Source organism: Sphingomonas sp. P4_G2 (assembly GCF_056401155.1).
Genome location: NZ_JBFUJY010000002.1, coordinates 340,885 through 353,115 on the forward strand (window position 1 = coordinate 340,885; position 12,231 = coordinate 353,115).

Consider the following 12,231-nt stretch of genomic DNA (forward strand, 5'->3'; position numbering starts at 1 on the left):
AGGCCAAAAGGAGGATCGAGCGATGTGGCGATATCTTGCGGGGGCGGCGGCCGGCATCTTGTTGGTAGTGGCGGGAATGACCTTGCAGGCGATGCGATCGCCGCCCGCGACGACGCTTGCCGCCATGCCGGTGGCTGCGGCTGAAACCGCGACGCCGGACGGGCAGGCAACCAGTCCCGCCGTGCCCGAGGCTCTGCCGGCCACGCGCGAGCAGAAGCGATTCGATCGCTACGACAAGGATCGCAACGGTTCGGTCACCCGCGACGAATATCTGATGGCGCGGCGCAAGGCTTTCGCCAAGCTCGACGTCGATAACAACGGTACCTTGTCGTTCGACGAATGGGCGGTGAAAGCCGAAACCAAATTCGCGCTGGCCGACAAGGACAAGTCCGGCGCGATGAACGCGACCGAATTCGCCACGACGGCGGTCAAGCGCAAGTCCAAGCCGCGGCCCAATTGCCGACCGGCGTCACCCGCTCCGGCTGCGGCTCCGGCGGAGGATAACCGCGAGGACGATACCTAAGGTGAGAACTCAAATAAGCCGTTGTCCTTGAAGGGATGCGTTTCCAAAACTCGTCATCCCAGCGAAAGCTGGGATCTCAAGCCGCATCGCGTCGCCGCCAGAGACCCCAGCTTTCGCTGGGGTGACGGGAGGGTGCGATGGGATGACGGGAGGATTTCGCTGGGGCGACGACAGGAATATGAGTCCCCAAGCTAAGCGGCTAGCCAGCCGGCGAGCGCAGTGCGGGCGCGTTCGGTGTACATCTTCTTGCGATCCGCCTTTTTCGTGCGGCCGGTAATCGGCGGGAACAGGCCGAAATTGACGTTCATTGGCTGGTAGGTCTCGGCCTCGGCCGCGCCGGTGATGTGGTTGAGCAGCGCGCCCAGCGCGGTTTCGATCGGCGGCGGCGCGACGGCATTGCCGCTCAGTTCTGCCGCCGCGAAACGGCCCGCGAGCAAACCGATCGCCGCGCTTTCGACATAGCCTTCGCATCCCGTGATCTGACCGGCAAAGCGAATATTGGGCCGCGCCTTCAGTCGCAGCGTCGGGTCGAGCAATTCGGGCGAGCGGATGAAGGTGTTGCGGTGCAACCCACCTAGCCGCGCGAACTCAGCATTCTCCAGCCCAGGAATGGTGCGGAACAGGCGTACTTGTTCGGCGTGTTTCAGCTTGGTCTGGAACCCGACGATGTTCCACAAGGTGCCGATGGCATTGTCCTGGCGCAGCTGGACCACGGCATAGGGCCAGCGCCCGGTGCGCGGGTCGTCGAGCCCGACGCCCTTCATCGGTCCGAAGCGCAGCGTCTCCGGCCCGCGCTCCGCCATCACCTCGATCGGCATGCAGCCCTCGAAATAGGGCGTATCCTTCTCCCATTCGCGGAATTCGGTCTTTTCGCCATCGACCAGCGCCTGGACGAAAGCGTGATATTGATCCTTGTCGAGCGGACAGTTGATATAGTCTTTCCCGTCACCCTTGTTCCAGCGCGACTGGAACCAGGCGGTCTCCATGTCGATACTGTCGCGATGCACGATCGGCGCAATCGCGTCGAAAAAGGCAAGCGCGTCGCTGCCGGTGGCCGCGCCGATGCTGGCCGCGAGTCCGGGAGCGGTGAGGGGGCCCGTCGCGACGATCGCGAGACCATCGTCGGGAAGCGCGTCGACGCGTTCGCGAACGATCGTGATGTTGGGATGCGCCGCCAACCGCGCGGTGACACCGGCGGAAAAACCGTCGCGATCGACCGCCAGCGCCGACCCCGCAGGCACCTTGTGACGGTCGCCTTCGCTCATGATGATCGAGCCCAAGGCACGCATCTCGGCATGAAGCAGGCCGACCGCGTTGTTCTCGGCGTCGTCCGACCGGAAGCTGTTGGAGCAGACCAGTTCGGCCAGGCTGTCGGTGTGATGCGCCGGCGTCATATCGCCGCTGCCGCGCATTTCGGAGAGCTTTACGCGCACGCCGGCTTCCGCGAGCTGCCACGCCGCCTCGGATCCGGCGAGGCCGCCGCCGATGATGTGGATGTCATGAGTCATGGGGTCCGGCGATAGCCGCGCCGCGAGCGGATGACAAAGCATGTTGCCGATATCGAATCGTGGGGCCATCACATCGCCATGACCGCGATCCCATTGAGACCCCGCGCGACGTGGCTGCTGATCCTGGCATTACTGGCCGGCGCCAGCTTCTGGTTCTGGCTCTTGTTCGTCTGGTTCGTCGGGCAGCACACCGTTCCGACACTGCCCTGGATCGCGTGGAAGGGGGCGGGGGTCGGCCTGCTGACGATCTGGGCAGTGATAAATGCGCGCGGGCGCGATGGCTGGCTGATCACCACGGTGCTGGCGCTTGGAACGCTGGGGGATGTGCTGCTCGAGTGCAGCCAGACCGGCGGCGCGCTGGCATTTCTCGCGGGGCACCTTACCGCCGTCCTGCTCTATCTGCTCCATCGCCGCAGCAAGCCCACGCCGAGCCAGATAGCCTTATCCGTGCTGTTACTCCTCGGGGTGCCGGTGATCGCGTTCCTGCTTCCTGCCGATCGCGGGGCGGCACCTGGTATCGCGCTCTATGCCACCGGCCTCGGCGCAATGGCAGCGAGCGCGTGGATCAGCCGCTTCCCCCGCTATCGCGTCGGGCTCGGCGCGGTCATGTTCGTTGCCTCAGACCTGCTGATCTTTGCCAAGATGGGGCCCCTGGCCGGCTCGCTGATCCCCGTGTTCCTGATCTGGCCGCTCTATTTCGCCGGTCAGGCGCTGATCGCCTGGGGAGCCGTCACCACCTTGCTGCGTTGGAAAGACGATGAAGATCTTCACCATCGGTTATGAAGGCACGACGATGGACTCTTTCCTCGCCACATTGCGCGAGGCGGGCGTCGAGCAAGTGATCGACGTCCGCGCACTGCCGCTATCCCGCCGCCCGGGGTTCTCGAAGAACATCCTGGCGGCGACGCTGAAGGACAGCGGGATTGGCTATGTCCACTTGAAGGCGCTCGGCACGCCCAAGCCGGGGCGGGACGCGGCAAAGAAGGGCGACTGGCGGACGATGGAACGCGTCTATGCCGGGCAACTCCATTTGCCGGAGGCGCAGGCCCAGGCGGCGCAACTCCGCGACCTTGCCGCCGAAAAGCCGTCGGCGCTGCTGTGCTTCGAGCACGACCCCAAACATTGTCACCGCACGATGCTGCTGCGCGAAGAAGGCGAAGGGTTCGAGGTCGTCGACCTGCTGCCCTGAGCTGCCGTCAACCAGCGACGGGCAGCTTCACCGTCCCATCATGCTCCCGCTCGAGTTCGCCATAGGCGATCACGACGTCGAGCGGCATGGCGCCATAGACGTGCGGGAACAGCGCGCCAACGCGCGATTCTTCCCACCGAATGCTGTCGCCCAGCGCCACGAGGTCGATCGCCGCGACCCACAGGTCCGATTGGCCGGTAAAATGCCTGTCCACCGTCTCGGTCAGCTGATCGCGGGTCGACAGGTGGATATAGCCATCGGCCAGGTCGATCGGCGCGCCCTCGAAAGCATCGGCTTCCAGGGCGCGCATCTGATCGGCGGTCAGCACCTTATAGGCAATGTCCGGACGCTCACTCATTCGCCGTCGGCCGGTCCCGCCGCGCTGTCATCGGCGGTATCGGCGCCGGGATCGGGCGCGACCTCGCGCTCTTCTCCCGCGGTCAAATCCGCCTCGGCATCGCCTTCGGTCTCCTCGATCCGCGCGGCGGAGACGACATGTTCGTTCTCGGCCACGTTGAACAAGCGGACGCCTGCCGAACCGCGGCCGATCACGCGCAAATCGCCAAGCGACATGCGGATCAGCTTGGCCTGATCGGTGACGAGCATCAACTGATGCCCCTTGGTCGCCGGGAAGCTGGCGACGACCGGGCCGTTGCGGGCGATATTGTCGATATTGGTGATGCCCTGGCCACCACGGCCGGTGCGGCGATATTCATAGGCTGAGGACAATTTGCCATAGCCGTTGGCGCAGACGGTCAGGATGAACTGCTCCTTGGCCATCAGTTCTTCGTAACGGCTATCGTCCATCTCGCGCGGCTTGCGCGTGCCCTCGATGTCCTCACCCTTCCAGGGTGCGTGACGCAGATAATCCTCGCGCTCGTCCTGGTCCCTGACTCCGACCTTATGCAGGATCGACAGCGAGATCACTTCGTCGCCACCGGCCAGGCGCATGCCGCGTACCCCGGTCGAATTGCGGCTCTGGAACTCGCGCACCTCATCGCCGGCGAAGCGGATCGCCTTGCCCTGGCGCGTGGCGAGCAGCACGTCGTCGCTCTCGTCGAGCAACGCGACGCCGATCAGCCGATCGTCCTCATCCTCGCCCTCGAACTTCATCGCGATCTTGCCGTTCGACGGCACGTTGGTGAACGCGTCCATCGAGTTGCGGCGCGCCGAGCCCTTGGCGGTGGCGAACATGACGTGGAGCTTGCCCCACTCATTCTCGTCCTCGGGCAGCGGGAGCACGGTCGAGATCGTCTCGCCCTCGGCCAGCGGCAGCAGGTTGATCATCGGCCGCCCGCGCGTATTCGCGCCACCTTCGGGCAAGCGCCACACCTTCATCCGATAGACGCGGCCAAGCGTCGAGAAGAACAGTACCGGCGTGTGGGTCGAGGTGACGAACAATTCGGTGACGACGTCCTCGTCCTTGGTCGCCATGCCGGCGCGGCCCTTGCCGCCGCGCGCCTGGGAGCGGAACGTGTCGAGACTGGTGCGCTTGATATAGCCCTGCATGGTCACGGTCACGACCATGTCCTCGCGCTCGATCAGATCCTCGTCCTCGATACCGTCGGCGGCACCGGCGATCTCGGTCCGGCGCGGCGTGGCGAACTCGGCGCGCACCGCGGCCAGTTCCTCGCGCATCACTTCGTAGAGGCGCGCGCGATTGGCCAGGATTTCGAGCAATTCGGCGATCGAGGCGGCGAGTTCCTTGAGCTCGTCGCCGATCTCGTCGCGGCCGAGCGCGGTCAGGCGATGGAGGCGCAGGTCAAGGATCGCGCGGACCTGAAGGTCGGACAGGCGATAGCTGTCGCCGGTGACCTCGACATCGGTCGCCTCGACCAGTCGGATATAGCCGGCGATTTCGGCGATCGGCCATTCACGCATCAGCAGGGCGCGCCGCGCCTCGGTTGGGCTCGACGATCCGCGGATGATGCGGACGACTTCGTCGAGATTGGTGACCGCGATGACCAGGCCGAGCAACAGATGCGCGCGGTCGCGTGCCTTGGCGAGTTCGAACTTGGCGCGCCGCGTGATGACCTGTTCGCGAAACTGGATGAACGCCTGAATGAAGTCGCGGAGATTGAGCAGATCGGGGCGGCCGCCGCGGATCGCCAGCATATTGGCCGGGAACGATCCTTGCGCCGGCGTGTGGCGCCACAATTGGTTGAGCACGACTTCGGGAGTCGCGTCGCGCTTCAGATCGATGACGATCCGCACGCCTTCGCGGTTCGATTCGTCGCGAATGTCGCTGACGCCTTCGATCCGCTTATCCTTGGCGGCCTCGGCGATCTTTTCAACGAGCGCGTTCTTGCCCTGTTGATAGGGGATTTCGGTGAGGACGATCGAGCGGCGATCGCCGCGCCCCTCTTCGAGCTCGTGCCGCGAGCGCAGGATGATCGAGCCACGTCCGGTCTCATAGGCCGACCGCGCCCCCGAGCGGCCGAGGATGATCGCGCCGGTCGGGAAATCCGGTCCCGGCACATATTCCATCAACTCTTCGGTCGTGATGGCGCCATTGTCCATATACGCGAAGCACGCGTCGATCACTTCGCCCAGATTGTGTGGCGGGATGTTGGTCGCCATGCCGACCGCGATGCCGCCGGCGCCATTGACCAGCAGATTGGGGAAGCGTGCCGGCAGAACCGACGGTTCGCTTTCCGATCCGTCGTAATTGGGAACGAAGTCGACCGTATCCTTGTCGAGATCTTCCATCAGGAAGCTCGCCGACTTGGCGAGGCGCGCTTCGGTGTAGCGCATCGCGGCCGCGGGATCGGGATCCATCGATCCGAAATTGCCCTGGCCGTCGATCAACGGCAGCCGCATCGCCCAATCCTGGGTCATGCGCGCCAACGCTTCGTAGATCGAGCTGTCGCCGTGCGGGTGATATTTACCGATCACGTCGCCGACGATGCGTGCCGATTTGCGATAGGGCCGGTTGTAGAAGAATCCGCTTTCCTGAGCGGAGAACAGAATCCGGCGGTGGACCGGTTTCAGCCCGTCGCGCACATCGGGCAGCGCGCGGGCGACGATCACGCTCATCGCATAATCGAGATACGACGACTTCATCTCATCGACGATGGAGATGGGGGTAATGTCCGAGGGGTCGGCGAGGACGGTCTCGTCGGTCAAGTTTTGGGGTCTTTCAGGTGATGTTGCTGTTCGATGACGACCCTAGCGGGTCATGCAACCGATGTCACGCGCGCGCGTACGCGCGCGAAGGCGCAATTTGGCGCGCGCGAGGGCGCAATTCGGCTCGCGCGAGGGCGCAATCCGCTGGCCCCTCTGCCCGAGTGGCGGCGCGGGCGCAATTCTCCGTTCAATCCGCATTCAGCCGCTTTCGGCGATTTGCGCCGCTACGCGCCTTGAACCCCCGGCGCCCGCTGATTAGAGCGGTGGGGAAGGGTTCCCCCGCCCCCGCCCATGAGGAGAGATTGATGAAGAGCATTTCGACGGCCGCCTTCGCCGCGGCGATGGTCGCCGGCGCGACCGGGCTGGCCTTTGCGCCGCCCGCTTTTGCCAAGAAGAAGGAAGAGGCGCCGGCCGGACCGCAATATACCCAGGCCGTGGCGGTCGCCGCCAACAAGGCGAAAACCGCGTTGCTCGCCAAGGATATGGCGACGGCGGAAGCCGCCGTTGGCGAAGCCGAGGCTGCCGCCAAGACCGACGACGACAAATATATCTCGACCTTCCTGCGCTACGCCCTGGTGTCGCAGAAGATCGCCGATTCCTCCGCCGGGACCAACGGCGCGTTCGATCCGGCGCCGATGATCGCTCCGCTCGACGCGCTGATCGTCAATCCCAAGACGCCGCCGGAGATGCTGCCCAAGTTCGAATTCAGCCGCGCGACGATCGCTTACGACAACAAGGATTGGGCGCGCGCGAGCCGGCTGTTCCAGCAGGCGCAGCAGCACGGCTCGACCGAAGCGAACCTGCCGCTCTATCTCGCCAAGTCCAAGGTCCAGGCCGGTGACGCCGCCGGCGGCATGGCCGACCTCGAAAAGGTGGCCGCGGCCGGCAAGCAGTCTGAAGACATCTACAAATACGGCATCGCGCAATCGGCCGCCGCCGGCCTCAAGCCGCAAACCATCGTCTGGCTAAAGCGCTGGCTGGTCGCCTATCCGACGTCGAAGACCTGGCGCGATGCGCTCGGCTATTACGCGCTGACCCAGAATCCGGTCGCCAAGCTCGACAAGAAGCAGATGATCGACATATTCCGGCTGATGCGCCAGACCAAGTCGCTCGCCGACCAGAATTATTACGAGGAATATGCGCAAAAGGTGATGGACGTCGGCCTGCCCGACGAAACCAAGGCGGTGATCGCCGAGGGCAAGGCGGCGGGCAAAATCCCCGGCACCGGCAATTCCAACATCCAGGCGCTGGTCACCAGCTCTAACAGCCAGGTCGCGGCCGAAGGCTCTTTCGCGGGGCTCGAGACCAAGGCGGCGGCCTCGCCCAACGGCGCGCTGTCGTCGCAGACCGGCGACGCGTTCCTGGGCCGTGGCGACTATCCCAAGGCGATCGCGCTCTACAAGCAGGCGCTGGCCAAGGGCGGCGTCAACAATGACGAGGTCAACACGCATTTGGGCATCGCCTTGGCGCTGTCGGGCGACAAGGCCGGCGCCAAGACGGCGTTCGCCGCGGTCACCACCGCGCCGCGCAGCGACATCGCCGGCTTCTGGTCGACCTGGATCGACAGCCCGCCGACCAGCTGAGTCGAGGCGATCGAAACGAGAAAGGGGCGGCTGGCGACGGCCGCCCTCTTTTACTCAGCCCCGACCGGAATTCCCGGCTGATTCTTCGACGTGCGGATGGTCAGCGACGTCTTGACGCTCGCCACGTTGGGGGCGGGGGTCAGATGGGTCGTCAATATGTCCTGGAACGCCTTCAGATCGCCGGCGACGATCTTCAGGATGAAGTCGATTTCGCCGTTGAGCATATGGCATTCGCGGACTTCGGGAATCGTCGCGATGTGCGATTCGAACGCGGTCAGGTCGCGCTCCGCCTGGCTCTTCAGGCTGACCATCGCGAAGACGGTGATCGGATAGCCCAGGGTCGCGGGGTCGAGTTCGGCGTGATAGCCCTTGATCGCGCCCGCTTCCTCCAGCGCGCGGACGCGCCGCAGGCATGGGGGTGCGGTCAGACCGACCCGGTCGGCCAGTTCGACATTGGTCATCCGTCCGTCGGCCTGTAGTAAAGACAATATCTGCCGATCGATCCGATCCAACGCCATCGCCGGTTCTCCAAGAATTTTATGCGAGTTAGCCCGATGGCCAACATAATATAATTGCTGGATTGCGCAATCGTCCCACTATGCGACGCGTCAAAATGAACCGTTTGAAGCGCGCCGCACTGCGGTTAAGAAATTCCTAAGGCGCGGCGGCTCCGCGCGATCAGAGGGCGATCATTGCGCTTCGACGACAGTCTCGACACCGTGCTCGGCGCTGATATGGCAACGTCGTTCGGCGCGCAATCGGCATGGCGTCAGCTGACCGATCTGATTGGCCGCCGCCGGGCGGCGCCCGACGCGAAGGCGATCGAGCAATTGCGGGCGATACGGTCGCGGGTCCCGACGCGGACCCGCGCGGCGAGTGCGCGCAGCCTCGCCTTTGCCAACCCACCGGCGGAACTCGTCCGACTGTTCGCGGAGGACGAGCCGTCGGTCGCGGCACCGGTGATCGCGGCGGCGCAGCTGACCGGCGAGGAATGGCGCGCAATGCTGCCCGATCTGCCGCCGACCTCGCGCTCGTTGTTGCGCCATCGTCGCGATCTGCCCGCTGAGACGGTGCGCGCGCTCGACAGTTTCGGGCGGTCGGATTTCGCGCTGCCGCGGCCCGATAACGAGCCGGAGCCGACGATAGCCGCGATCGAGGCGGTCGCGTCCGTTGCCAGCATCGTGCCGGATCGGCCGGTCGTCAGCGAGATGCCGCAGCGCGCCGAAACGCCCGCGGGCGCACCGGCCAATGATGCGAGCCCGGCGCCCGCGCCAAGAGGACCGTTTCAGATCGCCGATCTGGTCGCCCGGATCGATGCCTATCAGCGCGACCATGGCGGCCTGGGGCATCCGCCGCGAGCAATCGCCAGCGATGGGCCGATCGATCATTTCTGCTTCGAGACCGACGCCACGGGGACGATCCGCTGGGTCGACGGCGCGCCGCGCGAGCCGCTGATCGGCGTGCTGCTCGGCACCGGCTCGGCGCAGGTCGATGGCGTGGTCAGCGGCGCGTTCCGCCGTCGCGCGTCGTTCGCGGATGCGCGCCTGGTGATTGCCGGTGCGTCGCCAGCCGCCGGACAATGGCAAGTGTCGGCGACGCCGGCGTTCGATCCGGCCACCGGCCGCTTCACCGGCTATCGCGGCGTGGCGCGGCGACCGCGCGCCGACCAGCGCGCCGAACCGATGCCCAAAACCGGTCCGTCGCCCGAGGCGCTGCGCGCCTTGGTCCACGAATTGCGCACGCCGACCAATGCGATTTCGGGCTTTGCCGAGATGATCGAGGCGCAAGTGCTCGGGCCGGCACCCGACGCCTATCGCGAACGCGCCGCGGCGATTCGTCATGATACGCATGACCTGATCGCCGCGATCGACGATGTCGACACCGCCGCCCGGATCGAACAGGACGCGCTGGTCCTGCGTCCCGGGGTGGTCGAGGTGGCGCCGCTGCTCGCGCGGGCCGCACGCGATCTCGAGCCGTTGATGCTGCTGCGGCAATCGGTGGTCGACATCGATGGCGGCGCGCCGGGGCTCGCTATCGCCGGCGACGAGGTCGCGGTCGCGCGTCTGATCAGTCGGTTGATGGCATTAGCGGTCGGCGCCAGCGGGATCGGCGAACGCATCGCGATCAGGGCATGGTCGAAGGACGGTCAGGCGCGGATCGCTGTCGAGCGCCCGCGCGCCTTTGCCGCATGGCCGGGTGAAGCCGTGCTGTCGCTGGAAGGCGAGGATCAGGAAGGCACGTTGCTCGGCACCGCGTTCGGGCTCAGGCTGGCGCGCAACCTGGCCGGCGAGCTTGGCGGCAGCCTCAAGATCGGCGAGCAGCGCTTGACATTGCGCCTGCCGGCGGCGTTGGATCACGGCGTGGGGCAGCTCTCTTCAAATTGACGTGACCAGCGCGTTCCGTCCGCAACCGCCGGCGGCCGGCGACCTCGTCGCGTGGCCGGACTCGTTCGGCACGCGCTTCGTCGTGTTCGTCGACACCGAAGAGGAATTCGACTGGAGCAAGCCGCTCGCGCGCGAGAACCGGTCGGTGTCGACCGTGGCGGCGCTCCCTGCGGCGCAGGCCCAGTTCGCGGCGGCCGGCGTGCCGCTCGCGCTGATGGTCGACCACCCGATCGCCACCGATCCGCGCGCGATCGACCTGATCGGGCCGTTGCTGACTGGCGGTACGGCGGTGGGGACGCAGCTTCATCCCTGGGTCAACCCGCCGTTCGACGAAGCGCTGACGCCGGGCAATAGCTTCGTCGGCAACCTGCCGCGCGCGCTCGAAGAGGCGAAGCTGGTGGCACTGACCGAAGCGATCACGACGGCCTTCGGAACGCGCCCGATGGCCTATCGCGCCGGGCGTTATGGGCTGGGGCCGGCAAGTTTCGATCTGCTGGCGGCGCATGGCTATCGTCTGGATAGTTCGATGCGGCCCGGCTTCGACTATGCGTTGGAAGGCGGCCCCGATTTCTCCGCGCTCGGCAACCATGCCTTTCGCGTCGGCGGGATCGTCGAGCTGCCGCTGACGACCGTCTTCACCGGTGCGGCCCGCGTGGGCGGGATGCCGCTCTATCGGTCGGCAGGACGCATTCCGAAGGGGAGGGCGGTGCTGGCACGATCCGGGCTGCTTCAGCGCATCCCGCTGACTCCGGAGGGCATTCCGGTGCGTGAGGCATTGGAAGCAGTCCGCGTCGCGATCGGCGAGGGCGTTCGCGTGCTGAGCTTCGCTTTCCACTCGCCCTCGCTCGTTCCCGGGCACACGCCCTATGTGAAGGATCAGGCGGATCTGGCGGCGTTTTGGGATTGGTGGGACAAGGTATTGGCCGAACTCGATCGCCTCGGCGCCAAAGCGGCAGGTCTGGACGATGTGATCGCAGCGGCGCTGGTGGGCCCGGCAGGACTTGAACCCGCAACCTAGCCGTTATGAGCGGCCAGCTCTAACCAGTTGAGCTACAGGCCCCACCCGTGAGGCGCACGACCCTAGCGGAGCTAGTGTCGAGACGCCGAACGCCGGCCGGCCTCGCGTTAGCGAGGACCGACGACGCGGGATTTACTCCCGCGTCGTCATTTAGCAAGCGACAGGAGCATCGCGCGGAAAAGTGGGCACCGGTTTTCCGCAGAAAGCGATGCGACCCCAGACAGCAAAATACTTCCCCCCCCGTTGCACTCGGGAGTTTTGCGGGCGGGCGTCCGCCGGACGCCCGCTGATTCCACAAAACTGGTCGGGGAGACAGGATTCGAACCTGCGACCCTCTGCTCCCAAAGCAGACGCGCTACCAGGCTGCGCCACTCCCCGACGCGGGCGTCCTCTAGGCGGCATTGATGCAGGCGGCAACCCGGCTCGTTCACGTCGCGTTTGACCGCCGACGATCAGTCTGGAGAGCACGCAAGAAGAAGGGGCAGCTCCCGGAGGAGCCGCCCCTCTATCGTGCCGGCGGGCCAGGCCCGACGGTGCGAAGTTACTTCTTGGCCGGGGCCGCGGCGTTTGCCGCTTCGGCGCGGATCGAATCGGCCGCGTTGTTCAGGCTGTCGGACGCATTGCTGACAGCGGCAGCGGCCGTGTTGTTGGTGAGGTCGCTGGCCTGATCCGAGAGATTGTCGGCTTCGGCCGCCAGATTGTCCGCAACCGCGTCGGCATTCGCCGCAGCCGGGGTCTGCGATTTGCAGGCCGCCAAGGACACCAGGCTCGCGGCGGCGAGAACAATGGCGATCTTCTTCATCTGGGTGCTCCCAAAAAGGTTACCGTCGTTTCGCAGCCGGGCCGATCTGCCCTTCGCGAAGCGAGAGGAATAACGGCGACAATGTGGCGGTCAACGAC

Annotated in this window: 11 protein-coding genes and 2 tRNA genes; 6 read left to right on the forward strand and 7 right to left on the reverse strand. The window is 65.7% G+C overall.

Going from position 1 to position 12,231, the window contains the following annotated elements:
* Window positions 1-22 precede the first annotated feature (22 nt).
* Complete coding sequence (locus AC1DRD_RS07080) at window positions 23-523, forward strand: EF-hand domain-containing protein (RefSeq protein ID WP_478040848.1); 501 nt, start codon at window positions 23-25, stop codon at window positions 521-523.
* Between the two features lie 191 nt (window positions 524-714).
* Here AC1DRD_RS07080 and trmFO read toward each other — a convergent pair whose 3' ends face one another.
* Entirely contained in the window at window positions 715-2,031 is a 1,317-nt protein-coding gene (trmFO, locus tag AC1DRD_RS07085) for a methylenetetrahydrofolate--tRNA-(uracil(54)-C(5))-methyltransferase (FADH(2)-oxidizing) TrmFO (RefSeq protein ID WP_478040849.1), read from the reverse strand.
* 30 nt (window positions 2,032-2,061) lie between these two features.
* Between trmFO and AC1DRD_RS07090 the strand changes: the two genes are divergently transcribed.
* On the forward strand, window positions 2,062-2,814 hold the full coding sequence (locus tag AC1DRD_RS07090; RefSeq protein ID WP_478040850.1) for a lysoplasmalogenase family protein: 753 nt from the start codon (window positions 2,062-2,064) through the stop codon (window positions 2,812-2,814).
* Complete coding sequence (locus AC1DRD_RS07095; RefSeq protein WP_478040851.1) at window positions 2,789-3,220, forward strand: DUF488 domain-containing protein; 432 nt, start codon at window positions 2,789-2,791, stop codon at window positions 3,218-3,220. Before AC1DRD_RS07090 ends, AC1DRD_RS07095 begins: the two co-directional genes overlap by 26 nt.
* A 7-nt stretch (window positions 3,221-3,227) precedes the next feature.
* Here AC1DRD_RS07095 and AC1DRD_RS07100 read toward each other — a convergent pair whose 3' ends face one another.
* Together AC1DRD_RS07100 and gyrA are read right to left on the reverse strand one after the other, a co-directional pair.
* A complete protein-coding gene (locus AC1DRD_RS07100) occupies window positions 3,228-3,578 on the reverse strand; it encodes a DUF952 domain-containing protein (protein WP_478040852.1) in 351 nt (116 codons plus the stop codon).
* Window positions 3,575-6,346, reverse strand: a complete 2,772-nt coding sequence (gene gyrA, locus AC1DRD_RS07105; RefSeq protein WP_478040853.1) for a DNA gyrase subunit A — start codon at window positions 6,344-6,346, stop codon at window positions 3,575-3,577. Before gyrA ends, AC1DRD_RS07100 begins: the two co-directional genes overlap by 4 nt.
* A 305-nt stretch (window positions 6,347-6,651) precedes the next feature.
* On the opposite strand from gyrA, the gene AC1DRD_RS07110 reads away from it, so the two are divergent.
* Window positions 6,652-7,929, forward strand: a complete 1,278-nt coding sequence (locus AC1DRD_RS07110) for a tetratricopeptide repeat protein (RefSeq protein WP_478040854.1) — start codon at window positions 6,652-6,654, stop codon at window positions 7,927-7,929.
* Between the two features lie 50 nt (window positions 7,930-7,979).
* On the opposite strand, the gene AC1DRD_RS07115 is transcribed toward AC1DRD_RS07110, so the two are convergent.
* The gene (locus AC1DRD_RS07115) at window positions 7,980-8,447 is read right to left on the reverse strand and encodes an Lrp/AsnC family transcriptional regulator (RefSeq protein WP_066810938.1); all 468 of its coding nucleotides are present in this window, start codon (window positions 8,445-8,447) and stop codon (window positions 7,980-7,982) included.
* 174 nt (window positions 8,448-8,621) lie between these two features.
* Here AC1DRD_RS07115 and AC1DRD_RS07120 point away from each other — a divergent pair, with 174 nt between their 5' ends.
* Window positions 8,622-10,313 carry a sensor histidine kinase gene (locus tag AC1DRD_RS07120; protein WP_478040855.1) on the forward strand — a complete coding sequence of 564 codons (1,692 nt, stop codon included), beginning with the start codon at window positions 8,622-8,624 and terminating at the stop codon, window positions 10,311-10,313.
* Between the two features lies 1 nt (window position 10,314).
* The gene (locus AC1DRD_RS07125) at window positions 10,315-11,331 is read left to right on the forward strand and encodes a polysaccharide deacetylase family protein (RefSeq protein ID WP_478040856.1); all 1,017 of its coding nucleotides are present in this window, start codon (window positions 10,315-10,317) and stop codon (window positions 11,329-11,331) included.
* Here the strand turns inward: AC1DRD_RS07125 and AC1DRD_RS07130 are convergent.
* From AC1DRD_RS07130 to AC1DRD_RS07140, 3 genes are all read right to left on the reverse strand, one after another.
* Window positions 11,297-11,373: transfer RNA gene (locus AC1DRD_RS07130), tRNA-Ile, on the reverse strand. The two genes, AC1DRD_RS07125 and AC1DRD_RS07130, sit on opposite strands and share 35 nt — an antisense overlap.
* A 259-nt stretch (window positions 11,374-11,632) precedes the next feature.
* Window positions 11,633-11,709: transfer RNA gene (locus AC1DRD_RS07135), tRNA-Pro, on the reverse strand.
* 163 nt (window positions 11,710-11,872) lie between these two features.
* Window positions 11,873-12,133 carry a hypothetical protein gene (locus AC1DRD_RS07140; RefSeq protein ID WP_478030051.1) on the reverse strand — a complete coding sequence of 87 codons (261 nt, stop codon included), beginning with the start codon at window positions 12,131-12,133 and terminating at the stop codon, window positions 11,873-11,875.
* Window positions 12,134-12,231 lie beyond the last annotated feature (98 nt).